Source organism: Streptomyces sp. NPDC005202 (assembly GCF_040608235.1).
GTDB lineage: Bacteria > Actinomycetota > Actinomycetes > Streptomycetales > Streptomycetaceae > Streptomyces.
This window is the reverse complement of record NZ_JBEXHW010000001.1, coordinates 585,014-611,044: the sequence shown is the minus strand read 5'-3', so window position 1 is coordinate 611,044 and position 26,031 is coordinate 585,014. Positions and strand designations below refer to the sequence as shown.

The following is a 26,031-nucleotide window of genomic DNA, read 5'->3' as shown; positions in this document are numbered from 1 at the left end:
GCGTACGGGCCGCGGTGGCCCGGCGGGACATGGCGGTGGCCTGCGGCCCCGTCGTTCGGCTGCCCGCGCGGACCGTAACAGGCCGCGGTCGGCTCCGGCCGCGAAGTCGGTGCGGTGTCAGTGGCGTACGGGCCGCGGTGGCCCGGCGGGACATGGCGGTGGCCTGCGGCCCCGTCGTTCGGCTGCCCGCGCGGACCGTAACAGGCCGCGGTCGGCTCCGGCCGTGGCCCCGTGGGTCGCGGCCCGTACGCCGGACGGTTGTTTCTGATCAGACGGCGAGCGCCTGGGCGCGGCGCTTCACCTCCGTGCCGCGATTCTCGCTCAGGGCCTGCGCGGGGGTGCCGGGCAGGGTCGGGTCGGGGGTGAAGAGCCACTCCAGCATCTCTTCCACCGTGAAGCCGTCGTCCCGCAGGAGCGTCAGGGTCCCGGACAGGCCCTTGACGACCTTGTCCCCGTCGATGAAGGCGGCAGGGACGTGCAGCGCCCGGTTCTCACCACGGCGCACGGCGATGAGCTGGCCCTCCTTGACCAGCTGCCGCACGCGCGTCACCTCGACGCCGAGCTTCTCGGCGATGTCGGGGAGGGTGAGCCAGGCAGGGACGAGAGCATCGATCTTGGCGTCAATCTCGGTCACGGGAACAAGCCTGCCATCCCGCACTGACAGTCGGAAGTCAGGCCGGTCCGTCGAGGGACGCCGAACTACGCTGTCGCCGCCTTCAGCGGCCTAGCCGGGTCCGCCAGCAGCTCCGGATCCATCGGCGTGCCCGCCTCGATCAGGCGCCTGCCCTGCGCCAGGTCGCGCGGCCGGCCCACCGCCAGCAGGGCGACCAGGCGGCTCTCGCGGAGCCAGCACACCGTCCACGCCGGTCCGGAGGGGTCGCCGCGCCAGACGGTGGTGTCGGCGGAGGCGTGGTGGCCGACGTACTGCACGAAGCGGCCGAACTGCTCGGACCAGAAGTACGGGACCGGGTCGTAGACCGCGGGGACCTGGCCGATGATGTCGGCCGCGACGGTGCGCGGCCCCTGGAGCGCGTTGTCCCAGTGGTGGACCAGCAGGCGCTCGCCATATCTTCCCGAAGGGAAGGAGGCGCAGTCACCGACCGCGTAGACGTCCGGCACGTTGGTGCGCAGGTGGTCGTCGGCCACGACCTCGCCGTGCCGGCCCAGTGCGATGCCGGAGCCGGCGAGCCAGGCCGTGGCGGGGCGCGCGCCGATGCCGACCACGACAGCGCCCGCGGACAGCCGCGAGCCGTCGTCGAGCACCACGGCGCCCGGCTCGACGCGCTCCACGCGCGCGTGGGTGCGCAGCTCGGCGCCGCTGTCGGCGTACCACGCGGCCATCGGGGCGGCCACCTCGGCGGGCAGCGCCCCAGCGAGCGGGCGGTCCGCGGCCTCCACGACCGTCACGGCGCAGCCCGCCTCGCGCGCGGCCGTGGCGAACTCGGCGCCGATCCAGCCCGCGCCGACGACCACGATGTCGTGCTGCCGGGCGAGCACCGGCCGCAGCCGTTCGGCGTCGTCGAGGGTGCGCAGCAGGTGCACGCCGGGGACGCCCTCGGTGCCCGGCAGCCGGATCGGTTCGGCGCCGGTGGCGAGGACGAGGACGTCGTACGGGACCGGCCCCTCGGCGGTGTCCAGCTCGTGCGCGTCGGGGCGCACGCCGAGCACCTCGCGGCCCAGCTGCAGTTCGACGCCGAGCGCCTCGAAGTCGATGTCGAAGGCGGCGCCCTCGGCCTTGCCGAGCAGGACGGCCTTGGACAGCGGCGGCCGGTCGTAGGGCTGGTGGGGTTCGGCGCCGATCAGTGTGACGGTGCCGGTGAAGCCCTGCTCGCGCAGGGCGACCGCGGTCTGCACGCCGGCCATGCCCGCGCCGACGACGACCACGCGCCGCGGCTGTGACGTGCCCTGTTCCTGCGTCTGCTCGCTCACCTGATCACCATAGACAACTGACAAATGGTCAGTCAGGGGGCGTGCTGGGTGACCTGCTGCACTACGGGCTCGGTCACCTGTTCCACCACGCTCGTCCCGCTGCCCGGCTGCGACTCCCACCGCCAGGTCTCCTCCAACCGCACCCGGCCGTCGGGAAGTTCGACCACCGTCGATTCGCAGTGCCCGCAGGACGTCGTCCCGTCGTGCTCAGCTGCACGTTCCGGAAGTCCAGACGGTCGCCTTCCCGCGTGCCCACCAGACAGCCGCGTACGATGTCGCCGCCCGCGTACTCGGCCCAGATCTCCCCGTCCTTCTCGTGGTACGTGAACCGGGTGCGCCCACCCACCTGACCTGGGGCCTGGTCGGCGACGGGAGCGAGGACGAGGCCGTCCAGCGAGCGCGTCATGACGAAAGGCTCCCTTACAGAGGCGCAGAAGCAAGAGCTAGGGTGGCCACCGTACAAGCACTCGCGGGAGCCCGGACGCACCGGGCTGAGAGGGAGGCTGGCGGCCTCCGACCGTACGAACCTGATCCGGGTCATGCCGGCGAAGGGAGGGGCTGGACGCCCATGTCGTCTCCACGTACGTCAGACGTCCTCGTCATCGGGGGCGGGATCATCGGGCTCGTGACGGCCTGGCGCGCGGCCCAGCGCGGGTTCGCCACGGCCGTGGTGGACCCCGAGCCGGGCGGCGGGGCCGCACAGGTGGCGGCCGGGATGCTCGCCGCCGTCACCGAACTGCACTACGGCGAGCAGACCCTGCTCGGGCTGAACCTGGCCTCGGCCCGCCGCTACCCGGACTTCGCGGCCGAGCTGACCGAGCTGACCGGCCACGACCTCGGCTACCGCCGGTGCGGCACGCTCGCCGTCGCGCTGGACGCCGACGACCGCGCCCACCTGCGGGATCTGCACGCGCTGCAGCGCCAGTCGGGCCTGGACTCCGAGTGGCTGTCCGGGCGGGACTGCCGGCGTCTGGAGCCGATGCTCGCGCCGGGCGTGCGCGGCGGGCTCCGGGCGGACGGCGACCACCAGATCGACCCGCGGCGGCTCGCCCATGCCCTGGTGGCCGCGTGCGAGCGGGCAGGGGTGGTGTTCCACCGCGCATGGGCCGAGCGCCTCACCGTGCTGCGGGACCGGGCCGCGGGCTGCGTCCTGCGCGACGGCACCGCGCTGGGCGCGGGCCAGGTGGTGCTCGCGGCCGGCAGCCTCAGCGGGCAGCTGGCGGGCGTGCCGGACGAGGTCTCGCCCCCGGTGCGGCCGGTGAAGGGGCAGGTGGTGCGGCTGACCGTGCCGAAGCGGTGCGCGCCGTTCCTGAGCCGGACCGTGCGGGCCGTGGTGCGCGGCAGCCACGTCTACCTGGTGCCGCGGCTCAGCGGCGAGCTGGTCGTCGGCGCGACCAGCGAGGAGCTGGGCTGGGACACGACGGTGACGGCGGGCGGCGTGTACGAGCTGCTGCGCGACGCGCACGAGCTGGTGCCCGGGATCACCGAGCTGCCGCTGACGGAGACCAGGGCCGGGCTGCGCCCCGGCTCCCCCGACAACGCGCCGCTGCTCGGCCCGACCGAGCTGGACGGGCTGCTGCTGGCCACAGGGCACTACCGCAACGGGGTACTGCTGACGCCGGTCACCGGTGACGCGATGGCGCACGCCCTGACCACCGGCGAGCTCCCGGACTACGCCCGCCCCTTCACCCCCAGGCGTTTTTGTGCCGCAGCACTCACGGAGCACTCCGCATGAACATCTCGGTCAACGGGGAGCCGCGCACGATCGCGCCCGGCACGGCTCTCGACACCGTCGTGAAGACCCTCACCGCGGCGCCCTCCGGGGTGGCCGCCGCCCTCAACGAAACCGTCGTCCCGCGCGCGCAGTGGTCGTCCACGGCCCTGGCCGAGGGGGACCGCGTCGAAGTGCTGACCGCCGTCCAAGGAGGCTGACCCATGGCCGACGATCCCTTTGTCCTCGGTGGTACGTCCTTCACGTCCCGGCTGATCATGGGGACGGGAGGTGCGCCCAGCCTCGATGTGCTGGAGCGGGCCCTGGTGGCCTCCGGCACGGAGCTCACCACGGTCGCGATGCGGCGGGTGAACCCTTCCGTGCACGGGTCGGTGCTGTCGGTGCTGGACAGGCTCGGCATCCGGGTGCTGCCGAACACCGCGGGGTGCTTCACCGCGGGTGAGGCGGTGCTGACCGCCCGCCTGGCGCGGGAGGCGCTGGGCACCGATCTGATCAAGCTGGAGGTCATCGCCGACGAGCGCACGCTGCTGCCGGATCCGATCGAGCTGCTGGACGCGGCGGAGACGCTGGTCGACGACGGGTTCACGGTGCTGCCGTATACGAACGACGACCCGGTGCTGGCGCGGAAGCTTCAGGACGTCGGCTGCGCCGCGATCATGCCGCTGGGGTCGCCGATCGGGTCCGGGCTCGGGATCCGGAACCCGCACAACTTCCAGCTGATCGTCGAGCACGCGCGTGTGCCGGTGATTCTGGACGCCGGGGCCGGTACGGCGTCGGACGTGGCGTTGGCCATGGAGCTGGGGTGTGCGGGAGTGATGCTCGCGTCGGCGGTGACGCGGGCGCAGGAGCCGGTGGTGATGGCCGAGGCGATGAAGCACGCGGTGGAGGCGGGGCGGCTGGCCCGGCTGGCGGGGCGGATTCCGCGCCGTCACTTTGCCGAGGCGTCCTCTCCCACGGAAGGCCTGGCACGACTGGATCCCGAGCGCCCAGCTTTCTGACCGCACAGCGACGCCCGCGTCACAGGTCGGCTGCAGTCCCGCCCCGGTATCGGCCGAAAGGGCGTCGTGTCCGTGGCGGCTCGTACACTCACCTGCGTGGATACGACCCTTCAGGACCCTCTCGTCGGGCAGGTGCTCGACGGCCGCTATCGCGTCGACGCGCGGATCGCGGTCGGCGGGATGGCCACGGTCTACCGGGCCCTGGACACCCGCCTGGACCGCGTCCTCGCGCTCAAGGTGATGCATCCGACGCTGGCGGCCGACGGCTCCTTCGTCGAGCGGTTCATCCGGGAGGCCAAGTCGGTGGCCCGGCTGGCTCACCCGAATGTCGTCCAGGTCTTCGACCAGGGCACCGATGGGTCGTACGTCTACCTCGCCATGGAGTACGTCGCCGGCTGCACCCTGCGCGACGTGCTGCGCGAGCGCGGGGCGCTGCAACCGCGCGCCGCGCTGGACATCCTGGAGCCGGTGCTCGCCGCGCTCGGCGCCGCCCACCGCGCCGGGTTCGTGCACCGCGACATGAAGCCGGAGAACGTCCTGATAGGCGACGACGGCCGGGTCAAGGTCGCCGACTTCGGACTGGTGCGGGCCGTGAACACGGTCACCAGCACCACCGGCGCCGTCCTGGGTACCGTCTCCTACCTCGCACCGGAGCAGATCGAGCACGGCACCGCCGACCCCCGGGTCGACGTGTACGCGTGCGGGGTCGTCCTCTACGAGATGCTGACCGGCGGCAAGCCGCACCACGGCGAGACCCCCGCCCAGGTGCTCTACCAGCACCTCCACGAGGACGTGCCGCCCCCGTCGGCCGCCGTACCGGGGCTGGCGTACGAGCTGGACGAGCTGGTCGCCGCGGCCACCGCGCGCACCCCCGACGTCCGGCCGCACGACGCGGTGGCGCTCCTCGCCCAGGTCCGCGAGGCCCGCGCGGCGCTCGGCGCGGACCAGCTGGACGCGATGCCGCCGCAGGCCCTCGCCACGGCGCACGACAACGCCGAGGACCGTACGAGCGTGATCCCGCGCGCGCTGACGGTGCCGCGCCCGCTGCCCGTCAACGAGGACGAGGAGGAGGCACCCCTCCACCGCACCAGCCGGCTGGAGACTCCTCCGGCGCCCGAACGGCGGCGCCCGGCCCGGCCGCGGCGCGGTCTCTTCACCCTCGTCGCCGCCGTGCTGCTGGTCCTCGGGGTCGGCGCGGGCGTCTGGTACATCAACTCCGGCCAGTTCACGAAGGTCCCGCCGCTGCTGGCGAAGACCGAGGCACAGGCCCGGGACCGGCTCAAGGAGGCCGGTCTCGACGTCAAGCAGGTCAAGCACGCCTACAGCGACACCGTGAAGCGCGGCACGGTCATCAGCACGGACCCGGCAGCGGGCGACCGCATCCGCAGCAACCACTCCGTGACGCTCACCATCTCCGACGGACCGGAGACCGTGCAGGTGCCCGACCTGCACGGCTACCGGCTGGACAAGGCACAGGCCCTGCTGAGGAAGGACGGGCTGGAGCCGGGCATGGTAGGCCGGGCGTTCAGCGACGACGTTCCCAAGGGCTTCGTGATCAGCACTGACCCGGCGGCGGGCACCAAGCGGCACGCGGGCTCCGCGATCGCGCTCACCGTCAGCAAGGGCCGCCCGGTGGACGTGCCGGACGTCACCGGTGAGGACCTGGACCAGGCGAAGTCCGACCTGGCGGACGCGGGCCTGAAGGTGCGGATCGCCTCCCAGCAGGTCAACTCCGAGTTCGACCGGGGACAGGTCGCCGAGCAGACCCCGGCGGGCGACAGCCAGGCCGCCGAGGGCGACACGGTCACTCTGACGCTCTCCAAGGGACCGGAGATGGTGGAGGTGCCGGACGTGGTCGGCGACAGCGTCGACGACGCGAAGAAGGCGCTGCAGGACGTCGGCTTCAAGGTCGAGGAGGACCGCGGTCTGCTCGGGCTGTTCGGCGACACCGTCAAGAGGCAGTCGGTGGAGGGCGGCCACGAGGCGCCCAAGGGATCGACGATCACGATCACCATCCGGTGAGGGCCGCAGCGCCTTCGCCCGCGAGATCCGGTGACCGGGGCCCGCACGGCGCATGACACCCTGAGCGGGTGAGAAGTCAGCAGTCCGGTGCCGTCCCCGGCCCGTCCCGCAACCCCATCGGCGGCCATGTCCCCGTCGCCGGCGGCCTCCACTCCGTGGGTCTGTCGTACGCCCGCGAACTGAACGCCGAGACCGTGCAGGTCTTCGTCGCCAACCCGCGCGGCTGGGCCACGCCCGCCGGCGACCCGCGGCAGGACGAGGAGTTCCGCGCGGCCTGCGCGGAGGGGTCGATCCCGGCGTACGTCCATGCCCCGTACCTGATCAACTTCGGCTCGCACACCGAGGCGACCGTCGAGCGGTCGGTTCGGTCGCTGCGGCACTCGCTGCGGCGCGGGCGGGAGATCGGCGCGCTGGGCGTGGTCGTGCACACCGGGAGCGCGACCGGCGGCCGGGACCGGGCCGTGGCGCTGAAGCAGGTACGGGAACACATGCTGCCGCTGCTCGACGAACTGACCCACGACGACGATCCGTACCTGCTCCTGGAGTCGACCGCGGGCCAGGGCGCGTCCCTCTGCTCCCGCACCTGGGACTTCGGGCCGTACTTCGAGGCGCTGGACGCCCATCCGAAGCTGGGCGTGTGCCTGGACACCTGCCACGTCTTCGCCGCCGGGCACGACCTGACCGGCCCGAGCGGCATGCACCAGACGCTGGACCTGCTGGTGGACACGGTGGGCGAGGGCCGGCTGAAGCTGATCCACGCCAACGACTCCAAGGACGTGGTCGGCGCGCACAAGGACCGGCACGAGAACATCGGCGCCGGCCACATCGGCGAGGACCCCTTCCGCGCCCTGATGGCCCATCCCGCCACCGAGGGCGTCCCGCTGATCATCGAAACGCCCGGCGGCAAGGAGGGGCACGCGGCGGACGTGGAGCGGCTGAAGAAACTCAGGGACGGCTGACGGGGCAGCCGGTCCCCGGTCGCCGGCGTCAGAGTTCGGGACCGTCCCCGGGTTCCTCCTGGTAGGAGTAGCGCTGCTCCTTCCAGGGGTCACCGATGTTGTGGTAGCCGCGCTCCTCCCAGAAGCCGCGGCGGTCGGTGGTCATGTACTCCACGCCGCGGACCCACTTGGGCCCCTTCCACGCGTACAGGTGGGGGACGATGAGGCGGAGCGGGAAGCCGTGCTCGGCCGTGAGCAGTTCGCCGTCCTTGTGGGTGGCGAAGATGGTGTGCTCGGACGCGAAGTCCGACAGGCGCAGGTTGGAGCTGAATCCGTACTCCGCCCAGACCATCACATGGGTGACGTCGGGCGCGGGCGGGGCGATCTCCAGGATCGTCCGGGCCGGAATGCCGCCCCATTCGGCCCCGAGCATGCTGAACTTCGTGACGCAGTGCAGGTCGGCCACCACGGTGGTGTACGGCAGGGCCGTGAACTCCTCGTGCGTCCAGCAGTGTTTCTCGCCGTCGGCGGTGGCGCCGAAGACCCGGAACTCCCAGCGCTCCGGCCGGAACCTGGGCACCGGGCCGTAGTGCGTGACCGGCCATCCCCGCTGCACTCGCTGCCCCGGCGGAAGCTCCGACTGTGCCGCTGCTCCAGACGCTTCTCCAGATGCGCGCTCCACCGGCTGACCCATGACTCCATCCTGACAGACCGTAGAGGGTGCACATGACCAGCCCGGGGTCGATTCGGGCAACTCATACTAAGCATGCACTTACTGGACGACTCTGTGTGCCGGTGAAATCATGCGGCGCAGCCTGCCAGTTCCCCCAGCGTGGAAGGAGCCTCTGCGATGCAGGGCGACCCCGAGGTCATCGAATTCCTCAACGAGCAGCTCACCGGCGAGCTCACCGCGATCAACCAGTACTTCCTGCACGCGAAGATGCAGGAGAACTTCGGCTGGACGAAGCTGGCGCAGTACACGCGGCACGAGTCATTCGACGAGATGAAGCACGCCGAGGTGCTCACGGACCGGATCCTGTTGCTCGAGGGCCTGCCCAACTACCAGCGGCTCTTCCACGTGCGGGTCGGGCAGACCGTCAAGGAGATGTTCGAGGCGGACCGGCAGATCGAGGTCGAGGCGATCGACCGGCTCCGGCGCGGCATCAAGGTGATGCGCGAGAAGGGCGACATCACGTCCGCGAACATCTTCGAGTCGATCCTCGCGGACGAGGAGCACCACATCGACTACCTCGACACCCAGCTGGACCTGCTGGACAAGCTCGGCGAGGCGCTCTACATCGCCCAGGTGATCGAGCAGCCGGAGAGCTAGGCGGCCTCGTCGAGTTCCGTGAACACCGGCCTGCCCTGGTCGGCCCGCTCGCGCCGGGGGCACGCCCCCCGACCCAGCAGCGCCTGGATGCGGCGTACGCAGGAGCCGCAGTCCGTGCCCGCCTTGCAGGCCGAGGCGATCTGGCGGGGAGTGCAGGCGCCGTTCTCCGCGTGCTGCTTGACCTGCGCCTCGGTCACGCCGAAGCAGCTGCAGATGTACACGCGGAGTCACCTCCCGACGGGATTTACTGGGCGCCATCCCGATTAATCGGTGAGGCAAACCTAACCTTACCGGCCCCACAGCACGTACAAAAGTGGGATGGGGCGCGGATCCTATGTGATCCGCGCCCCACTTCATGCGCCCGTAGCAGGCGGCGTCATGCGCCTGTGCCGGGCCGCTCCCGCTCCGTCACTGGTCCCGGTACATCTCGGCGACTCCGTCACTGGTCCCGGTACATCTCGGCGACCAGGAACGCCAGGTCCAGGGACTGGCTGCGGTTCAGACGCGGGTCGCAGGCCGTCTCGTAGCGCTGGTGCAGGTCGTCGACGAAGATCTCGTCGCCGCCGCCCACGCACTCGGTGACGTCGTCGCCGGTGAGCTCCACGTGGATGCCGCCCGGGTGCGTGCCGAGCGCCTTGTGGACCTCGAAGAAGCCCTTGACCTCGTCGAGCACGTCGTCGAAGCGGCGGGTCTTGTGACCGGAGGCCGCCTCGAAGGTGTTGCCGTGCATCGGGTCGGTCACCCAGGCCACCACCGCACCCGACGCCGCGACCTTCTCGACCAGCTCGGGAAGCCGGTCGCGGATCTTGTCGGCGCCCATGCGGACGATGAAGGTCAGCCGGCCCGGCTCGCGCTCGGGGTCGAGGCGCTCGATGTAGGCCAGGGCCTCTTCGGGCGTCGTGGTCGGGCCGAGCTTGATGCCGATCGGGTTGCGGATCTTCGAGGCGAACTCGATGTGCGCGTGGTCCAGCTGCCGGGTGCGCTCACCGATCCACAGCATGTGCGCCGAGACGTCGTACAGCTGCCCGGTGCGCGAGTCGACCCGGGTGAGCGCCGACTCGTAGTCGAGCAGCAGCGCCTCGTGCGAGGAGAAGAACTCGACGGTCTTGAACTCCTCCGGGTCCGCGCCGCAGGCGTGCATGAAGTTCAGCGCGTTGTCGATCTCCCGCGCCAGCTGCTCGTAGCGCTGGCCGGACGGCGAGGACCGCACGAAGTCCTGGTTCCAGGCGTGCACCTGGCGCAGGTCGGCGTAGCCGCCGGTAGTGAAGGCGCGCACCAGGTTCAGCGTGGAGGCCGAGGCGTGGTACATCCGCTTCAGCCGCTCCGGGTCCGGGATCCGGGAGGCCTCGGTGAACTCGAAGCCGTTGACGGAGTCGCCCCGGTAGACGGGGAGCGTCACCCCGTCCCGGGTCTCGGTGGGCTTGGAGCGCGGCTTGGAGTACTGGCCGGCGATCCGGCCGACTTTGACGACCGGCACCGAGGCGGCGTACGTCAGCACGGCGCCCATCTGGAGCAGGGTCTTGAGCTTGTTGCGGATGTGGTCGGCGGACACCGCGTCGAAGGCCTCGGCGCAGTCGCCGCCCTGGAGGAGGAACGCCTCTCCCTTGGCGACGGCCGCCATCCGGGCGCGCAGCTGGTCGCACTCGCCCGCGAAGACGAGCGGCGGATACGACTCGAGGTCCGCGATCACTGCGCGCAGAGCCTCGGGATCGGGGTACTCGGGCTGCTGCGCCGCGGGCAGGTTTCGCCAGGTGTTGCCAGCGCTCGGGCTGGGCTTAGCGTTCACGGTCACCCCGTAAACATTACGTGGTCGTGTCGCGGGTCCATTCATCTGCTCATCAATTGAGACAGATCGTGCTTGATCGCGGGCGGCGTCGGCGGGACGCTCGGCTGCGGAGGCTGGTCAGCCTGCGGCGCGCCGGTGCCGACGTCCAGCTGGTCGCGGTCGACGCCGATGGTGACCCCGCCGTGGGTCTCGGTCCGGTCACCCGCGTACAGGTGAATGCGCTGGTGGTCGGCCCACAGGCCGGCCGGGACCGCCGCGTCGTCGGTGGTGCCCTCGTCGTTCCAGCGGGCAAAGTCGTTCCAGCGGGCAAAGTGGAGCGCGTCGGGAAGGGTGACCGTCTGCGCGTCGGCGACGAGATCGGCGACCAGCGACGAGACGCTGCCGTACGCACCGGACCGGTGGCCCAGCTCGTGCAGCCGCTTGGTCCAGGCCTCCAGGTAGCCGAGGACCCGCACGGTGAGGGCCGCCCCGCGGGTGTACTGCCGGTCAGCGCCGTGACCGCGCACAGGGCGCGCTGTCCGGTCCAGGGGCGTGGCCGTCGTGATCGTGATGCGGAAATGCCCCTGTCTCCTCGGTCGGGCATGGGTGTGTGCTGCGGAAAACCGGGGTGGGGATCGACTCCCGTGTGACGGACGCCCTCCTTCCACGGGGGGAGTCTGCCGGAACCGGCGTGTGGTTCGTCCGGGCGACGGACCGCCGGACCGGATGGGGTAAGGTGCGGGGCATGTTCGCGCACTCGACCCAGAACCAGAACTGGTGGTGGACCGCTCGTCCGGCGGCCCACTGACTGCGCGTATCCGAAACGTCGCGAAGGCCGCCCGAGGGGCGGCCTTCGGTGTTTCCAGCGCCCGGGCCGTTCCTCTCCCATCGAGGAGGAAGACGGACCCATGAACCTGCTGGACCTGCTGGACCTGCTGGACGACCCACGCCCCTTCGCCCTGCTCCGCCGCCGCACCCCCGGCCGCGATCACGACCTCGTCGAGGTGCTGCGCGGCCCGGTCACCACCCACGACCGCCTCGCCGACCTGCCCGACGCGGGCCTCGCGCTCGTCCCCTTCCGCCAGATCCGCGAGCGCGGCTTCGACGTCCGCGACGACGGCACCCCGCTGGCGGTGCTGACGCCCGAGGAGACCTACGAGATCCCGCTCGCCGAGGCGCTGGCACAGCTGCCCGCGCACGACGTCCGCGTCGAGGGCGGCGGCTTCGACGTCGCCGACGAGGAGTACGCGGAGATCGTGGGGCGCGTGCTGCGCGAGGAGATCGGGCGGGGCGAGGGCGCGAACTTCGTCATCCGGCGGACGTACGGGGGTGAGATCCCGGGGTTCGGCAGGGCCGACGCGCTGGCGCTGTTCCGCCGGCTCCTCGAGGGCGAGCGGGGCGCGTACTGGACGTTCGTCGTGCACACCGGCGACCGCACCCTCGTCGGCGCCAGCCCGGAGGTGCACGTCCGGATGTCCGGTGGAAGGGGCGAGCGCGAAGCACACCCGGTTGAGGGTGGCACCGGGACACCGGCGGGCACGGTCGTCATGAACCCGATCAGCGGAACGTACCGCTACCCGGCGGAGGGACCGACGCCCGAGCACCTGCTGGACTTCCTCGCCGACGGCAAGGAGATCGAGGAGCTGTCGATGGTCGTCGACGAGGAGCTGAAGATGATGTGCACCGTCGGCGACATGGGCGGGGTGGTCGTCGGCCCGCGGCTGAAGGAGATGGCGCACCTCGCGCACACCGAGTACGAGCTGCGCGGCCGCTCCTCGCTGGACGCCCGCGAGGTGCTGAAGGAGACCATGTTCGCGGCCACCGTCACCGGCTCGCCCGTGCAGAACGCCTGCCGGGTCATCGAGCGGCACGAGGTCGGCGGGCGCGGCTACTACGCGGGCGCGCTGGCGCTGATCGGTCGCGACTCCGGCGGCGCCCAGACCCTCGACTCCCCCATCCTCATCCGCACCGCCGACATCGACGCGGCCGGCCGGCTGCGGGTCGCGGTCGGCGCCACGCTGGTCCGCGGCTCCGACCCGGCGAGCGAGGTCGCGGAGACGCACGCCAAGGCGGCCGGGGTGCTGGCGGCTCTGGGCGTACGGCCGTCACGGCCGCGCGAGGAGCGGGCGCGGCCCCGGCTCGCCGACGACCCGCGGGTGCGGGCGGCACTGGACGGGCGCCGGGCCTCGCTGGCGCCGTTCTGGCTGCGCATGCAGGAGCGGTCCGGGGAAATCACCGGGCACGCCCTGGTCGTCGACGGGGAGGACACCTTCACCGCGATGCTGGCGCACGTGCTGCGGTCCTCCGGACTGACCGTCACCGTCCGCCGCTACGACGAACCCGGGCTGCGGGACGCCGTGGTCGCGCACGAGGGGCCGGTCGTCCTCGGCCCCGGCCCGGGTGACCCGTCCGACCTGGCCGATCCCAAGATGCGGTTCCTGCGCGGGCTGACCGCCGAAGTGATCCTCCCCCGAGCTCTCGGCTCCGCTCGAACAGGGAGGACCCCCATGCACCGGCACGGCGTCCTCGGCGTCTGCCTCGGGCACGAGCTGGTCGCGGCGGAGCTGGGCCTGGAGATCGTACGGAAGGACGTGCCGTACCAGGGCGCGCAGACGCAGATCGACCTGTTCGGGCGCACGGAGACCGTCGGCTTCTACAACAGCTTCGTGGCGCACTGCGACGACGAGAGGGCCGCGGAGCTGGCCGCGCACGGCGTGGAGGTCAGCCGCAGCGCGAGCGGGGAGGTGCACGCCGTGCGCGGGCCCGGTTTCGCGGGCGTCCAGTTCCACCCGGAGTCGGTCCTGACGCTGAACGGCGCCGCGATCGTGAAGGAGCTGGTCGGTCAGCTGCGCGGCACCAGCACGTTCTCCGAGCGGCGGCCGGCCTTGTAGTCGAGGACGTTCTTCACCGTGGCGTCGACGATCTGCTGGACGGCGTCCTCGGTGTAGTACGCCTGGTGGGACGTGACCAGGACGTTCGGGAAGGTGACCAGCCGGGCCAGGGTGTCGTCCTCGATCGGCTCCAGGGACTTGTCGAGGAAGAACAGGCCCGCCTCCGCCTCGTACACGTCGAGGCCGACGCCGGTGAAGCGGCCCTCGCGCAGCTCGGCGACGAGGGCCGCGGTGTCGATCAGGCCGCCGCGGCTGGAGTTCGCCAGGATCGCGTCGTCCTTCATCACCTTCAGCGCGTCGGCGTCGATGAGGTGCCGCGTCTCCGGCATCAGCGGGACGTGCAGGGTTTGACCAGGTCGGACTCGGCGAGGAGCTGGTCCTTGGCGACGTACTTCATGCCGAGTTCCATGCAGGCCGGGTTCTCGGCGATGTCCCAGCCGAGCAGCCGCATGCCGAAGCCGTGCGCGATCCGGGCGAACGCCTCGCCGATCTTGCCGGTGCCGATCTTGCCGGTGCCGATCACGCCGGCGGTGCGGCCGTGCATGTCGCGACCCATCAGCCCGTCGAGCCGGAAGTCGAAGTCGCGGGTGCGGGTGGCGGCCCGCACGATGCGGCGGTTGACCGCCAGGGCGAGGGTCCAGGCGAACTCGGCCACCGCGTACGGCGAGTAGTACGACACCCGGGCGACTGTGAGGCCGAGGCGCTCGGCGACGTGCAGGTCGATGTTTGTTGAAGCCGGTGGAGCGCTGGGCGATCATCCGCGTCCCGCCGGCTGCCAGGGTCTCCAGGACGCGGGCACCGAGGTCGGCGTTGACGCTGGTGGAGACGATCTCGTAGCCCGCGGCGATGGGGGCGGTGTCCTCGTTGAGGGAGACGTCCAGGCAGCGGACCTTGTGGTGGTTCCGGAAGGCGTGCTCGATCAGGGGCGTCTCGTCGGCTTGCACACCGAAGGCCAGAATCTCCACGGCTGCTCCCGCTCCAAGGGGTCATGGGCCGAATACGCCGAATATGTCGAATAGACGGCCCACAACCCCGCGATGCCGGGCCGGCCGGGTCAGCCGAAGAAGACCCCGACCTCCTCGTACAGCGTCGGGTCGACCGTCTTCAGCTTGCCGGTGGCCTCGCAGATCGGGACGCGGACGATGTCGGTGCCGCGCAGGGCGACCATCTTGCCGAAGTCACCGTCGCGGACGCAGTCGATGGCGTGCAGCCCGAAGCGGGTGGCAAGCCAGCGGTCGAAGGCGCTGGGCGTGCCGCCGCGCTGGATGTGCCCGAGCACGGTCGTGCGAGCCTCCTTGCCCGTGCGCCTCTCGATCTCCTTGGCCAGCCACTCGCCGACCCCGGACAGCCGCACGTGACCGAAGGAGTCGAGCGACTGGTCCTTCAGGACCATGTCGCCGTCCTTCGGCATGGCGCCCTCCGCGACGACCACGATCGGGGCGTACGACGCCTTGAAGCGGGAGGTGATCCAGGCGCACACCTGGTCGACGTCGAAGCGCTGCTCGGGGATGAGGATGACGTTCGCGCCGCCCGCGAGCCCGGAGTGGAGGGCGATCCAGCCGGCGTGGCGGCCCATCACCTCGCAGACGAGGACCCGCATGTGCGACTCGGCGGTGGTGTGCAGCCGGTCGATCGCCTCCATGGCGATGCCGACCGCGGTGTCGAAACCGAAGGTGTAGTCGGTGGCCGACAGGTCGTTGTCGATGGTCTTCGGCACGCCGACGCACGGCACGCCGTACTCGTCGGACAGCCGCGCGGCCACGCCGAGGGTGTCCTCGCCGCCGATCGTGATGAGCGCCTCGACCTCCAGCTTGGTGAGGTTCTCCTTGATGCGGCGGATGCCGTTGTCGTGCTTGAGCGGATTGGTGCGCGAGGAGCCGAGGACGGTGCCGCCGCGGGGCAGGATGCCGCGCACCGCGGGGATGTCGAGGCGGACCGTGTCCCCCGCGAGGGGGCCCCGCCAGCCGTCCCTGAAGCCGACGAAGTCGTAGCCGTACTCCTGCACGCCCTTGCGGACGACGCCCCGGATGACGGCGTTGAGCCCGGGGCAGTCGCCGCCTCCGGTCAGTACTCCGACCCGCATGGAAATGTCCCTTCGCCGCGGTTGCCTGGTGAAGGTCACGCTAATGGTGACGCACGTCACTAGGGCATGGGCGGGAAGGTCAATTTCGGTGAATTGTCGGGTAGTTGATCACCGCGAATCCACTCGAAAGGGGGGCGTCGCCGGGTACGGAGGTTTACTCGCCGTCGAGCCCGCGCTCTATGGCGTACCGCACCAACTCCACGCGGTTGTGCAGCTGGAGCTTGCCGAGGGTGTTCTGCACGTGGTTCTGGACCGTGCGGTGGGAGATGACCAGGCGCTCGGCGATCTGCTTGTAGCTCAGGCCCTTGGCGACCAGCCGCAGCACCTCGGTCTCGCGCTCGGTCAGCTGCGGCGCCTTCGGCTCGTCGGCGCCGACGGCGGGCGCGGGCTCTGAGGCGAGGCGGCGGTACTCGCCGAGGACCAGGCCCGCCAGGCCCGGCGTGAACACCGGGTCGCCGACGGCCGTGCGGCGCACCGCGTCCAGCAGTTCCTCCGTCGAGGCGGACTTCAGCAGATAGCCCGTCGCGCCCGACTTCACCGCCTCCAGGACGTCGGCGTGCTCGCCGCTCGCGGACAGGACCAGCACGCGCAACGCCGGGTTGGCGGCGACGAGTTCCTTGCAGACCTGGACGCCGGGCTTCGCGGGCAGGTTCAGGTCGAGGACGAGCACGTCGGGTGCGGCCGCCTTGGCGCGGCGCACCGCCTGCTCGCCGTCGCCCGCGGTGGCGACCACCTCGAAGCCGGACTCGGTCAGGTCGCGGGCGACGGCGTCGCGCCACATGGGGTGGTCGTCGACCACCATGACCTTGATCGGGCCCTGCTGTTCACTCATCGGCTCTCCGCCTTCCCCCGTGCCTTCTTCGCGTCCTTGGGTACGTTCAGTTCGACCTCCGTGCCCTGGCCCGGCACCGAGATCAGCTCGGCGCTGCCGCCGATGTCGCGCAGACGGCCCCGGATCGACAGGGCGACGCCGAGCCGCCCCTCCCCCTCGGCCTGCGCGAGCCGCCCCTCCGGGATGCCCGGACCGTCGTCCCGCACGGTCACGATGACCGATTCCGGCTCGTCCTCGACCAGGATCCAGGCCCGGGCGCCCTCGCCCGCGTGCTTGCGGACGTTGTCCAGCGCGGCCCCGACCGCCGCGGCCAGCTCCCGGGCGACGGCGGGCGGCAGCAGCACCGGGGCGCCGGGTTCGGCGAGGCTGACCCGCGAGCCGGCGTAGGGGGCGAGCAGCGCGCGCAGGTCGAGAGGCTCATCCTCGTCCTGCTCCTCGTCCACCACACGGACGACCGCGCCCTCGGCCGCGTCCTCCGACACCCGGGAGACGGGCACGAGCCCGCCGGAGACCAGGGTGCGCAGCGCCACCTCCTGCTCGCCCGCCAGCCGGCCCAGTTCCGCCGCCTCGCCGCCGATGACCGCGCCGCGCCGCTGCACCATGGCCAGCACCTGCAGCACGCTGTCGTGGATGTCCCGGGCCAGCCGCTCCCGTTCGCGGGTGGCGGCCTCGATCTCCAGGGCGCGGGCGAGGGTGCGTTCGGAGGCGCGGGCGACCTCGACGACGTAGCCGATGGCGATGGAGGCGACCCAGACGAGGATCACGTTGTGCACGGTGTCGCGGGCCGGGGTGCCGCGCTCGGCCAGGTTGGCGACGGCGACCGCGGTGGAGGCGAGGGCGGCCCAGCGCCAGCCGCCCTTGATGGCGAAGGCGAGGACGGAGCCGGCGGTCCATATCGACGGCAGCGTCGGGCCGCCCGCGGCGATCCGCTCGTGCGCGTCGGCGACGGGTGTGAGGAGGATGCCGGTGAGCGCGAGGGTGAGGTCGACGGCGAGGAAGCGCTTGGTGCAGCTCGCGGCGTTCGCGACCCTGGGCAGGGTGGCGAGGGTCCACACGAACAGGACGCAGTAGTACCCGATGGCCACGCCGGGGCGGGCGAACCTGTCGTAGGCGGTGGCAAACAGGCCGACCGCGTAGAGCATGGTCAGCACCCGGTAGGCGGCGAGCGCACGCCACAGCGGCTGCTCGACCGACATCCTCATGACTCTCTCGCGCTTGGGCACGTCCCCACCCCCTGGCCCGCACTGCCGTGTCCGGGCCTCGGACCGCCGCCGTTTCGCGCGGTCCTCGTCGGCCTGCTCCTACTCCGCCTGCTTTTCTCTCTCGGCCTGTTCCTTCTCGGCCTGCGCGAGCGCGGCCTTCGCCGCCTTCTCCGCTTCCTTCTCGGCCTTCGCCGCCTCCGCGATCTGCCGCTTGGCGGCGGTCGCGTATATGTCGACGTACTCCTGGCCGGAGAGCTTCATGATCTCGTACATGACCTCGTCGGTCACCGCGCGCAGCACGAAGCGGTCGTGCTCCATGCCCTGGTAGCGGCTGAAGTCGAGCGGCTTGCCGATGCGGATGCCCGGGCGCATCATCTTCGGGACGATCTTCCCGGGCGGCTGGATCTTCTCCGTGTCGATCATGGCGACCGGGATGACGGGCGCACCGGTGGCCAGCGCCACACGCGCCAGACCACCCGGCTTGCCGCGGTAGAGGCGGCCGTCGGGCGAGCGGGTGCCCTCGGGGTAGATGCCGAACAGCTCGCCGCGCTCGATGACCTCAATGCCGCTCCTGACCGCCGCCTCGCCCGCGCCGCGCGCACCGGAGCGGTCCACCGGCAGCTGGCCGAGGCCCTTGAAGAACGCGGCGGTCAGCCGGCCCTTCACGCCGGGCGTGGTGAAGTACTCGGCCTTCGCGATGAAGGTGACCTTGCGGTCGAGCACCGCGGGCAGGAAGAACGAGTCCGAGAACGACAGGTGATTGCTCGCCAGGATGGCTGGGCCCTCGGCCGGAACATTCTCCAGGCCCTCCACCCAGGGCCTGAAGGCGAGCTTCAACGGCCCCCCGATGGTGACCTTCATCGCGCCGTACAACAACCGAGTGCCTCCTGTGTCTGTCGATCAGACCATAACCCGGAGCGCCGCCAAAGGAGCCTACGGCCCTGGTCGGTGTCAGTGCGGTCGCGTACGGTGAAGTACCTGCAGTCGACGAAGCGCCTGCCATCGACGTGCCGAGCCCACTTCACGAACAGGAGGCCGACGTGCCGGTGCTCCCCGGAGCCGAGCCGTTCCGCCACGAGGGCGGGGAGGTCGGCATCCTCCTCTGCCACGGCTTCACCGGGTCCCCGCAGTCACTGCGCCCCTGGGCGGAGTACCTCGCCGAGCGCGGCCTGACCGTCTCGCTGCCGCTGCTGCCCGGGCACGGCACGCGCTGGGAGGACATGCAGCTCACCGGCTGGCAGGACTGGTACGCGGAGGTGGACCGCGCGCTGCGCGCCCTGCGCGAGCGCAGCGCGCAGGTGTTCGTGGCCGGGCTGTCCATGGGCAGCGCCCTGGCACTGCGGCTGGCCGCCAAGCACGGGGACGCGGTCACCGGCGTCGTGGTGGTCAACCCGGCGAACAAGGTGCACGGCCTGTCCGCGCACGCCCTTCCGGTGGCCCGGCACTTCGTTCGTACGACGAAGGGGATCGCGAGCGACATCGCGAGGGAGGGCAGCGCGGAACTCGGCTACGACCGGGTGCCGCTGCATTCCGCGCACTCCCTCAAGACCTTCTTCCGGCTGGTCGACGGAGAGCTCCCGCAGGTCACGCAGCCGCTGCTGCTCCTGCGCAGCCAGCAGGACCACGTGGTGCCGCCGGCCGACTCGGCCCGGATCCTCAGCCGGGTCTCCTCCACGGACGTGACGGAGATCCTGCTGGAACAGAGCTACCACGTAGCGACGTTGGACCACGACGCGGACCGGATCTTCGAGGAGAGCTTCGCCTTCTTCGGCCGGCTCGCACCCAGTGTCGGCAAGGAAGGGACGGCTGCCGGTGGCTGAGCACGACTCCGACCGCGAGGACCGCGAGCCGGACGACAAGAGCGTCCCCTTCGACGAGGCGGCCGCCTGGGCGGCGATCGTCGCCGGGTACGGCGAGGAGCCGCCCGACCCGCCGGGCGCGAAACCGGCCAAGCCGGTCGAGGACCTGGCGCTGCCGGCATCCGGGACGAACGACGAGGAGCCCCAGGAGGAGAAGCCCGCCCCGGCGAAGCCGCTGGGCAGCTCCATCTCCTTCGCGCCCGGCGTCGGGCCGCGCGACTACACGGTGCCCGAGCCGTCCGACGACGACTTCGACGAGGACGACGAGGGCCACTTCGTCCCCCCGGAGCCGCCGCCGCTGCCCGCGGCCGACACGACGGCGAAGTTCGCGTGGCTGGGGGTGATCGGCGGCCCTGTCCTGCTCCTGCTGGCGGTCCTGTTCGGCTGGGACATGACCTGGTGGCTCACCACCCTCGGCATCGGCAGCTTCCTCGGCGGCTTCGCGACGCTGGTGATGCGCATGAAGCCGGACGACGAGGACGACGACCCGGGGCGGGGGGCCGTGGTTTGAGGGCTGGACCGGGTGGGCGGGAGCGGCTAGGACGCCGGGATTCTGAGGGCGGCCAGGACCGGGAGGTGGTCCGTGGCCGCCCTCAGGTCTGTTTCCGTCACGCCGGGGTGGCCGAGCGGCACTCCGCAGCCGAGGACCTCGATGCCGTGGGTGGCGAAGACCGCGTCGATGCGCTGGTAGGGGTCGGCGGGCGTCCAGGTGTACTCGGCGCCCCAGGGGGCGACGGCCCGGCAGTCCTGGAGGCCCGCTGCCAGACGCCGAAAGGCCGGCCCGTCCGGCCGCTCGTTCAGGTCGCCGCCCGCGACCGCGTGCGCCACGCCCATCCCGGCGAGCCGGTCGAGGAGCATGCCGCCCTGCTCGTACCGCTCGTCCTGCTGGAGCGAGAGGTGACAGCTCAGGACGCCGAGCCGGGCGCCCCCGAAACGGACGACCGCCGTCGCGAAGCCCCGCCGGTGCCGGCCCGGGGTGAGCGGGAGCAGGACGTCCTCCGTCCGCTCGACGATCGCCCGGAGCGAGCACAGGAGGGCGGGACCGGCTGCGGTGGCCCCGCCGGAGAGGATCACCAGCCCCGAGGCGGCGGCGAGCCGGGCGAGTTTCTTGCGCCAGCGGAAGAAGCGCGGCGCCTCCTGGAGGAGGGCGAGATCCGGGGCGCAGGCGCTGATCACCCGGGCGAGCGCGGCGGTGTCGTCCCGCATCGACCGGATGTTGTAGCTCAGGACCCGGATGACGGCCGAACCGTCGGGGTCGGTACGGGAGTTGGGCAGCAGCGGGGTCGGAGTCGCCATGGCGATCAAGATACGCCGCATTTTTTTGGGCTCGGTTCGCCGCCGGGGCTCGCCGTATCCCTATGCCCCTACCGGGGCGCGGCCGGTGTCGGGAGATCGATCGTGCTCAGCCCTTCGGGCCTCCGCGCCCGAGCTCTCGGCTTCACTCGAGCAGGGAGGTGCCCCCACGGTCTCTCGACACCGACACGCCCCTTCGGCTCATCGCCGCTACCGCCGGGGCACAGCGGAAGATCACGGCGTCACATGATCGGGTCGGGCTCCCGGGCCAGGTCCGCCGCGCCCACCAGGCCGGCCTTGTTGCCGAGCTGGGCGGCGATCACGTCGGCGACCGGGCGCCAGTTGCCGCCGACCAGCCAGCGCTTGTAGGACTTGCGGATCGGCTCCAGGACCAGCTCGCCCTCCTCGGAGAGGCCGCCGCCGACGATGAAGGCGGAGGGGTCGAAGAGGGAGGCCAGGTCGGCCAGGCCGGCGCCGGCCCAGCGGGCCAGCTCGCGGTAGGAGTCGACGGCCACCGGGTCGCCCTGGCGGGCGGCCATCGAGATGTGCTTGCCCTCGATGCCGTCCGGGGTGCCGTCGCCCAGCGACAGGAGCAGCTCGGCGTTCTCGGGCGTGGCGTTGGCGCGCTGCTTGGCGTATCTCACCAGCGCCCGGCCCGACGCGTACTGCTCCCAGCAGCCCTGCGAGCCGCAGCCGCACAGCAGGCCGTCCGGGACCATCCGGATGTGGCCGAACTCGGCGGCCACGCCGAAGTGGCCGCGGCGCAGCTTGTTGCCGATGATGATGCCGCCGCCGAGGCCGGTGCCGAGCGTGATGCAGATGACGTTGCGGTGGCCCTTGCCCGCGCCGAACTTGTACTCGCCCCAGGCCGCGGCGTTCGCGTCGTTCTCCACGACGACCGGGAGGCCCACACGGGCCTCGACCTTCGCCTTCAGCGGCTCCTGGCGCCAGTCGATGTTGGGCGCGAAGTAGACCGTGGAGCGCTGCCGGTTCACATATCCGGCGGCACCGATGCCCACGCCGACGATCTCGTGCCCCGCGCGTGCACCCTCCACCGCCGAGGCGATGGCGTCCACGATGGCCTCGGGCGTGGTGGGGGTCGGCACCTTGAAGGTCGAGAGGATGTTGCCTTCCTCATCGACAACGCCGGCCGCGATCTTCGTGCCGCCGATGTCGACGCCGATGGTGAGTCCCATGAATCCCTCAGTTTCGGTCGAGCCCCGCTACGGCCAACCGTACCCGAGGGCCATCAGTCCAAGTCGATGCGTTCCCCGGGGCCGGTGCCCTCGCCCCCGTCCCGGCGGTCGTGCAGGTCCTTCAGGTCGTTCTTCAGGTCGTCCTGCAGATCCTTCGCACGGGCCGTCCAGCGCCGTTCCTGGGCCTGCACGGCCGAGCGGTAGGCGGCGAGCAGCTCGCCGCCGGCGGCCGCCAGGTGGTCGAAGACATCCGGATTGCGCTCTATGACCGGCTCGACGGCGGCCTTGGCCTGCTGCACGACCTGCCGCACCACCTGCTGGGCGGCGGGTCCGGCGACCGCCCCGAGCAGCGGGGACTGGATCGACGAGAGCTTGTCGGCGACGGTGTCGACGAGCCTGCGCAGCTCCTCGGCGGCCGAGCCGGGGGGCGGGCTGTGCTGGGCGCGGCGGCGCGCCCTCTCCGCGGCGAGGTCCTCGGCGCAGGCCGTGGCCCATGCGTCGGCGTCGGTGGCGTGAGGCACCTCGTCGACTGCTTCCTCCTGAGCGGCGTCGGGCGTGGGGCGCTCTTCGCTCATGACGGACTCCTGACTACGGTTCGTCTTTACGACGTTACCCGAATGGGCGTACGCGGTTCACCCCCTCCCCAGTGCCGGTCCCGGGCGTGCCGCCGGGCCCCGGTTCACGTCTCCCGCGGCCACAGCTCCGGGTCCGGCGTGAACCGGATCCGCAGCTCGCCCTCGCGCAGGGCGGCCCCGTCGACGGTGCAGCGGCGCAGGGCGGAGGGCAGCCGGACGATACGGCGGAACTGCCCGGCGGTGACGACGAGTTCGTCGCCGCGCCGGATGAGGTCCAGCTCGTCGCGTATGGCGCCGGGCAGCGGGATGTGCCATACGAAGACCCGGTTGCCGCCGTCCTCGGCGAGCTCGTCGGTGACGGGCCACTCGACCGGGGCGGGCGCGGGGTTGACGGCGGGCACGGCGAGGGCGGTCAGGTCGTCGGGGCCACGCGGGTCACGGCCCAGGTGGGGGGCCGTGTGGACGGCGTAGGTCTCCTGCCACTCGTCGAGGGCCTTGCGCTGCTGGGCCACGAGGCCCGCGAGCCAGGTGTCCCCGGCGGCCTCGGGCAGGACGCGGCTGGCGACCAGGGACTCGGTGCGCAGGCCGCGCAGGGCGAGGCCGAGGCCGGCGGTGCGGACGGCGTCGGCGCCGGCCGGGCCGGGCTCGGCGACCAGGCGTACGGCGGTGCTGCGGTCGGCGACGACCGCCTCGACGGCGGCCAGCTCGACGTCCCAGCGGGCGGCCGTCTCGTAGAGCCACTCCGCGGGCATGGGGACGCCGGCGAGCCGGCCGAGGACGGGACGCAGGGCGCGGGCCGCCTGCCGCTCGGGCGGGAGCAGCCGGCGCAGGTAGCGGCGCAGTTCCTCGGGGAGGGCGAGGAGGGCGAGGGCCTGCGGGGTGGGCGGCAGGTCGACGACCAGCAGCTCGAACCGCTCCGAGAGCGCCGCGTCCCGCAGCGCGCGCAGCAGGGCGAGCTCCTCGGCGCCGGGCAGGGGGGTGACCTCCTCGGCGTCCAGGCGGGAGGCGCCGAGAAGGTCCAGGACGTTCGCCGCGCGGTCCTGGAAGGCGGCGAGGTCGTCCCGGAAACCGGCGGCGGCGTCAGGACGCCAGGCGATGAGGTTCGGGAGGACCGGCGTGGGGGCGGCACCCGTCGGCACACCGAGGGCCGCACCCAGGGTGTCGGTGCGGTCGGCGCTCAGGACGAGGGTGGGGGTGCCCTCGGTCGCCGCCGTCAGTGCGGTGGCCGCGGCGACGGTCGTGCGGCCGGAGCCGCCCGGGCCCGTGATCAGGAGGGTGCGCATGAGGGTGAACGGTACCTTCGTGCGCCGCCCGCAAACCGCCGCGACTACTTCTCCCCCGACTCCACCCTCTTCTTCAGCCCCGCCAGGGCCCGGTCGATGATGACCTTCTCCGCCTTGCGCTTGATCATGCCGAGCATGGGGATCTTGACGTCGACGGTGAGCTGGTAGGTCACCTCGGTCGCCCCGGCGCCCGCCGGCTTGAGGAGGTAGGAGCCGTCCAGGGAGCGCAGCATCTGGGACTTCACCAGGGTCCAGGAGACCTCGTTCTCGCCGGTCCAGGTGTAGGCCAGGGTCTGGTCGTCCTTGATGGCGCCCGCGTCCATGACGAGACGGACCTGCTCGGCGCGGCCCTGGTCGTCCGTCTTGAGGACCTCCGCCTCCTTCACCTCGCCGGTCCACTCGGGGTAGCGGGCGAAGTCGGCGATCACCCCCATGACGTCGGCCGGTGCCGCCTCGATCGTGATGCTCGAGCTGGTGTGTTCCGCCATCGCCGTGGCTCCTCCAGATGCGGGCCGTATTGGGGTCTCCCCCCAGCTCCGCGGGAGCTCGGGGAAGGGTCGTCGTGCGCACGTGTGTGCAGCGTGAAGGCTACCGCGCGGCCGACCGCCCGACGTCACCCCCACCTGCGCACATCGGCCGGGACGCTCACCACTGAAGCGCCCACGGCTTTCCGGAGTCGGCGAAGTGCCCCACGTTCACGCACTCGGTGGTCCCGATCCGCATCCGCCGCACCAGCGGCTGGTGGACGTGGCCGAAGAGCGCGTACCGGGGGCGGGTGCGGCGGATCGCGTCCAGCAGGGCACGGCTGCCCTGCTCGAAGCGGCGCGCGACGGTGTCGTAGACCAGTTCCGGCACCTCCGGCGGGATGTGGGTGCACAGCACGTCGACCTCGCCGACCGCCTCGATCTTGGCCGCGTACTCCTCGTCGCTGATCTCGTAGGGCGTGCGCATGGGGGTCTTCAGTCCCCCGCCGACGAAGCCGAAGGTCCAGCCGCCGATCTCCACCCGCTCCCCGTCGAGCACGGTCGTGCCGGGCCCGGCGTACTCCCGCCACAGCGGCGGCATGTCGACATTGCCGTAGGTGGCGTACGTCGGGGTGGGGAACGCGGCGAACAGCTCGGCGTACTGCTTGCGCACCGCCTGCTCGATCACCGCGGCCCGGTCCCCGTCGATGCCCGCCCACAGCCGGGCGCCGAGCTCTCGCGCCTCCTGGAAGCGGCGGGCGGTGCGCAGCTCGACGATGCGGTGGGCGTTCTCCACGCCGAACAGGTCCGGGAAGATGCCGCGCGAGTGGTCGGCGTAGTCGAGGAAGAGGACGAGGTCGCCGAGGCAGATCAGGGCATCGGCACCGTCGCCCGCTCTGGCCAGGTCACGGGCGTTGCCGTGCACGTCGCTGACCACATGAACACGTGTCCTGCGGTTGCCGGCTGGTGTGGGTGCCATGACGATCAAGCGTAGGCGTGTGCGGCATACGTGAACAGTGTCGGCCGAAGCTGCGGTTACTGGCTAGTCAGTTACTGGGTCGACTACTGTGCGCGCAGGAACACCAAGCCGTGTGACGCAGCGAACATCTCGCCGGGACCCCCTGTCGAAGAAGCCATACCGGCGGGTAACGTCCGGGCAGTCCAGTCGTGCTCTGGATTTCAACCATCGAGCCTGTGCGGCTCCTGGCGAAGCCCCGGGCACCTGACCGAGCCTTGGACCGCACCGTCGCATCACACAACGTCGTGGCGCCGGCGCCCTATGAGGAGCAGCAGTCTTGCGCGAGTTCAGCCTTCCGGCTTTGTACGAGGTCCCTGCGGACGGCAATCTGACCGACATCGTCCGCAGAAACGCCGCGCAGCATCCCGGCGTCGCCGTCGTCGCCCGCAAGGTGAACGGCGCCTGGCAGGACGTCACGGCCAAGGCCTTCCTGGAGGAGGTGCATGCCGCCGCCAAGGGGCTCATCGCCTCCGGCATCCAGCCGGGCGACCGGGTGGGCCTGATGTCCCGCACCCGCTACGAGTGGGACGCTGCTGGACTTCGCGATCTGGAGCGCGGGCGCGATCACCGTGCCGGTGTACGAGACCAGCTCGCCGGAGCAGGTGCAGTGGATCCTCAGCG

Annotated in this window: 26 protein-coding genes, 3 pseudogenes and 1 riboswitch; of the genes and pseudogenes, 11 read left to right on the top strand and 18 right to left on the bottom strand. The window is 71.7% G+C overall.

All coding sequences use genetic code 11. The features are described from left to right. Positions 1-268: 268 nt before the first annotated feature. From ABZV31_RS02885 to ABZV31_RS02875, 3 genes and pseudogenes are all read right to left on the bottom strand, one after another. Positions 269-634: an Rv2175c family DNA-binding protein gene (locus ABZV31_RS02885; RefSeq protein WP_355887162.1), complete on the bottom strand. Its 366-nt coding sequence runs from the start codon at positions 632-634 to the stop codon at positions 269-271. A gap of 65 nt (positions 635-699) precedes the next feature. After that, complete coding sequence (locus tag ABZV31_RS02880; RefSeq protein ID WP_355887159.1) at positions 700-1,929, bottom strand: FAD-dependent oxidoreductase; 1,230 nt, start codon at positions 1,927-1,929, stop codon at positions 700-702. A gap of 32 nt (positions 1,930-1,961) precedes the next feature. Continuing rightward, positions 1,962-2,335 (bottom strand): annotated as a pseudogene (locus tag ABZV31_RS02875) (hypothetical protein). 53 nt (positions 2,336-2,388) lie between these two features. Next, positions 2,389-2,500: riboswitch (TPP riboswitch) on the top strand. Between ABZV31_RS02875 and thiO the strand changes: the two are divergent. The 5 genes from thiO (at position 2,498) to ABZV31_RS02850 (ending at position 7,640) form a co-directional block, all read left to right on the top strand. Continuing rightward, the gene (gene thiO, locus ABZV31_RS02870) at positions 2,498-3,664 is read left to right on the top strand and encodes a glycine oxidase ThiO (RefSeq protein ID WP_355887156.1); all 1,167 of its coding nucleotides are present in this window, start codon (positions 2,498-2,500) and stop codon (positions 3,662-3,664) included. Its footprint overlaps the riboswitch before it by 3 nt. Next, positions 3,661-3,861: a sulfur carrier protein ThiS gene (thiS, locus tag ABZV31_RS02865; protein ID WP_355887153.1), complete on the top strand. Its 201-nt coding sequence runs from the start codon at positions 3,661-3,663 to the stop codon at positions 3,859-3,861. The genes thiO and thiS overlap by 4 nt, the downstream gene beginning before the upstream one ends. Before the next feature lie 3 nt (positions 3,862-3,864). Then, positions 3,865-4,659, top strand: coding sequence for a thiazole synthase (locus ABZV31_RS02860; protein WP_355887150.1), 795 nt, complete (start codon positions 3,865-3,867; stop codon positions 4,657-4,659). A 96-nt stretch (positions 4,660-4,755) separates the two neighbouring features. Next, positions 4,756-6,681 (top strand): Stk1 family PASTA domain-containing Ser/Thr kinase, encoded by a 1,926-nt coding sequence (gene pknB, locus ABZV31_RS02855; protein ID WP_355887147.1) that lies wholly within the window; start codon positions 4,756-4,758, stop codon positions 6,679-6,681. A gap of 68 nt (positions 6,682-6,749) precedes the next feature. Beyond that, positions 6,750-7,640 carry a deoxyribonuclease IV gene (locus ABZV31_RS02850; protein ID WP_355887144.1) on the top strand — a complete coding sequence of 297 codons (891 nt, stop codon included), beginning with the start codon at positions 6,750-6,752 and terminating at the stop codon, positions 7,638-7,640. A 28-nt stretch (positions 7,641-7,668) separates the two neighbouring features. Here the strand turns inward: ABZV31_RS02850 and ABZV31_RS02845 are convergent, their stop codons facing one another. Then, a complete protein-coding gene (locus ABZV31_RS02845) occupies positions 7,669-8,313 on the bottom strand; it encodes a sulfite oxidase-like oxidoreductase (RefSeq protein ID WP_355887141.1) in 645 nt (214 codons plus the stop codon). A gap of 156 nt (positions 8,314-8,469) precedes the next feature. Between ABZV31_RS02845 and bfr the strand changes: the two genes are divergently transcribed. Next, entirely contained in the window at positions 8,470-8,949 is a 480-nt protein-coding gene (gene bfr, locus ABZV31_RS02840; RefSeq protein ID WP_355887138.1) for a bacterioferritin, read from the top strand. Here the strand turns inward: bfr and ABZV31_RS02835 are convergent. The 3 genes from ABZV31_RS02835 to ABZV31_RS02825 form a co-directional block, all read right to left on the bottom strand. Then, on the bottom strand, positions 8,946-9,170 hold the full coding sequence (locus tag ABZV31_RS02835; protein ID WP_355887135.1) for a (2Fe-2S)-binding protein: 225 nt from the start codon (positions 9,168-9,170) through the stop codon (positions 8,946-8,948). The two genes, bfr and ABZV31_RS02835, sit on opposite strands and share 4 nt — an antisense overlap. A 218-nt stretch (positions 9,171-9,388) precedes the next feature. Next, entirely contained in the window at positions 9,389-10,741 is a 1,353-nt protein-coding gene (locus tag ABZV31_RS02830; protein ID WP_355887133.1) for a class II 3-deoxy-7-phosphoheptulonate synthase, read from the bottom strand. Positions 10,742-10,776: 35 nt separating this feature from the next. Beyond that, positions 10,777-11,241: a glycoside hydrolase domain-containing protein gene (locus ABZV31_RS02825; protein ID WP_355887130.1), complete on the bottom strand. Its 465-nt coding sequence runs from the start codon at positions 11,239-11,241 to the stop codon at positions 10,777-10,779. 218 nt (positions 11,242-11,459) lie between these two features. Here ABZV31_RS02825 and ABZV31_RS02820 point away from each other — a divergent pair, with 218 nt between their 5' ends. Both ABZV31_RS02820 and ABZV31_RS02815 read left to right on the top strand, forming a co-directional pair. Next, positions 11,460-11,522, top strand: a complete 63-nt coding sequence (locus ABZV31_RS02820) for a trp operon leader peptide (RefSeq protein ID WP_351226422.1) — start codon at positions 11,460-11,462, stop codon at positions 11,520-11,522. Positions 11,523-11,631: 109 nt separating this feature from the next. After that, the gene (locus ABZV31_RS02815; RefSeq protein ID WP_355887589.1) at positions 11,632-13,605 is read left to right on the top strand and encodes an anthranilate synthase family protein; all 1,974 of its coding nucleotides are present in this window, start codon (positions 11,632-11,634) and stop codon (positions 13,603-13,605) included. On the opposite strand, the pseudogene ABZV31_RS02810 reads toward ABZV31_RS02815, so the two are convergent. The 5 genes and pseudogenes from ABZV31_RS02810 to ABZV31_RS02790 all read right to left on the bottom strand — a co-directional run bounded on the left by ABZV31_RS02810 (position 13,557) and on the right by ABZV31_RS02790 (position 18,583). Further along, positions 13,557-14,570: pseudogene (locus tag ABZV31_RS02810) on the bottom strand (2-hydroxyacid dehydrogenase). The gene ABZV31_RS02815 and the pseudogene ABZV31_RS02810 overlap by 49 nt on opposite strands. 89 nt (positions 14,571-14,659) lie before the next feature. Continuing rightward, positions 14,660-15,688 (bottom strand): 6-phosphofructokinase, encoded by a 1,029-nt coding sequence (locus ABZV31_RS02805; protein ID WP_355887127.1) that lies wholly within the window; start codon positions 15,686-15,688, stop codon positions 14,660-14,662. A gap of 154 nt (positions 15,689-15,842) precedes the next feature. Continuing rightward, a complete protein-coding gene (locus tag ABZV31_RS02800; RefSeq protein ID WP_355887124.1) occupies positions 15,843-16,520 on the bottom strand; it encodes a response regulator transcription factor in 678 nt (225 codons plus the stop codon). Further along, positions 16,517-17,743 (bottom strand): DUF5931 domain-containing protein, encoded by a 1,227-nt coding sequence (locus ABZV31_RS02795; RefSeq protein ID WP_355887121.1) that lies wholly within the window; start codon positions 17,741-17,743, stop codon positions 16,517-16,519. Before ABZV31_RS02795 ends, ABZV31_RS02800 begins: the two co-directional genes overlap by 4 nt. A 78-nt stretch (positions 17,744-17,821) precedes the next feature. Beyond that, positions 17,822-18,583, bottom strand: coding sequence for a lysophospholipid acyltransferase family protein (locus ABZV31_RS02790; RefSeq protein ID WP_355887586.1), 762 nt, complete (start codon positions 18,581-18,583; stop codon positions 17,822-17,824). Between the two features lie 179 nt (positions 18,584-18,762). Here ABZV31_RS02790 and ABZV31_RS02785 point away from each other — a divergent pair, with 179 nt between their 5' ends. Both ABZV31_RS02785 and ABZV31_RS02780 read left to right on the top strand, forming a co-directional pair. After that, positions 18,763-19,542 (top strand): alpha/beta fold hydrolase, encoded by a 780-nt coding sequence (locus ABZV31_RS02785; RefSeq protein ID WP_355887118.1) that lies wholly within the window; start codon positions 18,763-18,765, stop codon positions 19,540-19,542. Continuing rightward, entirely contained in the window at positions 19,535-20,092 is a 558-nt protein-coding gene (locus tag ABZV31_RS02780) for a hypothetical protein (protein WP_355887115.1), read from the top strand. Before ABZV31_RS02785 ends, ABZV31_RS02780 begins: the two co-directional genes overlap by 8 nt. 26 nt (positions 20,093-20,118) lie before the next feature. Here ABZV31_RS02780 and ABZV31_RS02775 read toward each other — a convergent pair whose 3' ends face one another. From ABZV31_RS02775 to ABZV31_RS02750, 6 genes are all read right to left on the bottom strand, one after another. Continuing rightward, positions 20,119-20,877, bottom strand: a complete 759-nt coding sequence (locus ABZV31_RS02775; RefSeq protein ID WP_355887112.1) for an endonuclease/exonuclease/phosphatase family protein — start codon at positions 20,875-20,877, stop codon at positions 20,119-20,121. 239 nt (positions 20,878-21,116) lie between these two features. Continuing rightward, positions 21,117-22,070, bottom strand: a complete 954-nt coding sequence (locus tag ABZV31_RS02770) for an ROK family glucokinase (RefSeq protein ID WP_355887110.1) — start codon at positions 22,068-22,070, stop codon at positions 21,117-21,119. A gap of 53 nt (positions 22,071-22,123) precedes the next feature. After that, entirely contained in the window at positions 22,124-22,645 is a 522-nt protein-coding gene (locus tag ABZV31_RS02765; RefSeq protein ID WP_355887108.1) for a DUF5304 domain-containing protein, read from the bottom strand. 104 nt (positions 22,646-22,749) lie between these two features. Next, on the bottom strand, positions 22,750-23,928 hold the full coding sequence (locus ABZV31_RS02760; protein ID WP_355887105.1) for an ArsA-related P-loop ATPase: 1,179 nt from the start codon (positions 23,926-23,928) through the stop codon (positions 22,750-22,752). A 44-nt stretch (positions 23,929-23,972) separates the two neighbouring features. Beyond that, positions 23,973-24,416, bottom strand: coding sequence for an SRPBCC family protein (locus ABZV31_RS02755; RefSeq protein ID WP_355887102.1), 444 nt, complete (start codon positions 24,414-24,416; stop codon positions 23,973-23,975). A gap of 157 nt (positions 24,417-24,573) precedes the next feature. After that, the gene (locus ABZV31_RS02750; protein WP_355887100.1) at positions 24,574-25,371 is read right to left on the bottom strand and encodes a metallophosphoesterase; all 798 of its coding nucleotides are present in this window, start codon (positions 25,369-25,371) and stop codon (positions 24,574-24,576) included. A gap of 316 nt (positions 25,372-25,687) precedes the next feature. On the opposite strand from ABZV31_RS02750, the pseudogene ABZV31_RS02745 reads away from it, so the two are divergent. Next, positions 25,688-26,031 (top strand): annotated as a pseudogene (locus ABZV31_RS02745) (AMP-binding protein); the annotation flags it as partial.

What these genes read in the sequence shown, in the direction of transcription:
- thiO (WP_355887156.1), top strand. Translation starts at nt 2,498, where the DNA reads ATGTCGTCTCCACGTACGTCAGACGTCCTCGTCATCGGGGGCGGGATC.
- thiS (WP_355887153.1), top strand. Translation starts at nt 3,661, where the DNA reads ATGAACATCTCGGTCAACGGGGAGCCGCGCACGATCGCGCCCGGCACG.
- ABZV31_RS02860 (WP_355887150.1), top strand. Translation starts at nt 3,865, where the DNA reads ATGGCCGACGATCCCTTTGTCCTCGGTGGTACGTCCTTCACGTCCCGG.
- ABZV31_RS02845 (WP_355887141.1), bottom strand. Translation starts at nt 8,313, where the DNA reads ATGGGTCAGCCGGTGGAGCGCGCATCTGGAGAAGCGTCTGGAGCAGCG.
- bfr (WP_355887138.1), top strand. Translation starts at nt 8,470, where the DNA reads ATGCAGGGCGACCCCGAGGTCATCGAATTCCTCAACGAGCAGCTCACC.
- ABZV31_RS02805 (WP_355887127.1), bottom strand. Translation starts at nt 15,688, where the DNA reads ATGCGGGTCGGAGTACTGACCGGAGGCGGCGACTGCCCCGGGCTCAAC.
- ABZV31_RS02800 (WP_355887124.1), bottom strand. Translation starts at nt 16,520, where the DNA reads ATGAGTGAACAGCAGGGCCCGATCAAGGTCATGGTGGTCGACGACCAC.
- ABZV31_RS02790 (WP_355887586.1), bottom strand. Translation starts at nt 18,583, where the DNA reads ATGAAGGTCACCATCGGGGGGCCGTTGAAGCTCGCCTTCAGGCCCTGG.
- ABZV31_RS02775 (WP_355887112.1), bottom strand. Translation starts at nt 20,877, where the DNA reads ATGGCGACTCCGACCCCGCTGCTGCCCAACTCCCGTACCGACCCCGAC.
- ABZV31_RS02770 (WP_355887110.1), bottom strand. Translation starts at nt 22,070, where the DNA reads ATGGGACTCACCATCGGCGTCGACATCGGCGGCACGAAGATCGCGGCC.
- ABZV31_RS02765 (WP_355887108.1), bottom strand. Translation starts at nt 22,645, where the DNA reads ATGAGCGAAGAGCGCCCCACGCCCGACGCCGCTCAGGAGGAAGCAGTC.
- ABZV31_RS02760 (WP_355887105.1), bottom strand. Translation starts at nt 23,928, where the DNA reads ATGCGCACCCTCCTGATCACGGGCCCGGGCGGCTCCGGCCGCACGACC.
- ABZV31_RS02755 (WP_355887102.1), bottom strand. Translation starts at nt 24,416, where the DNA reads ATGGCGGAACACACCAGCTCGAGCATCACGATCGAGGCGGCACCGGCC.
- ABZV31_RS02750 (WP_355887100.1), bottom strand. Translation starts at nt 25,371, where the DNA reads ATGGCACCCACACCAGCCGGCAACCGCAGGACACGTGTTCATGTGGTC.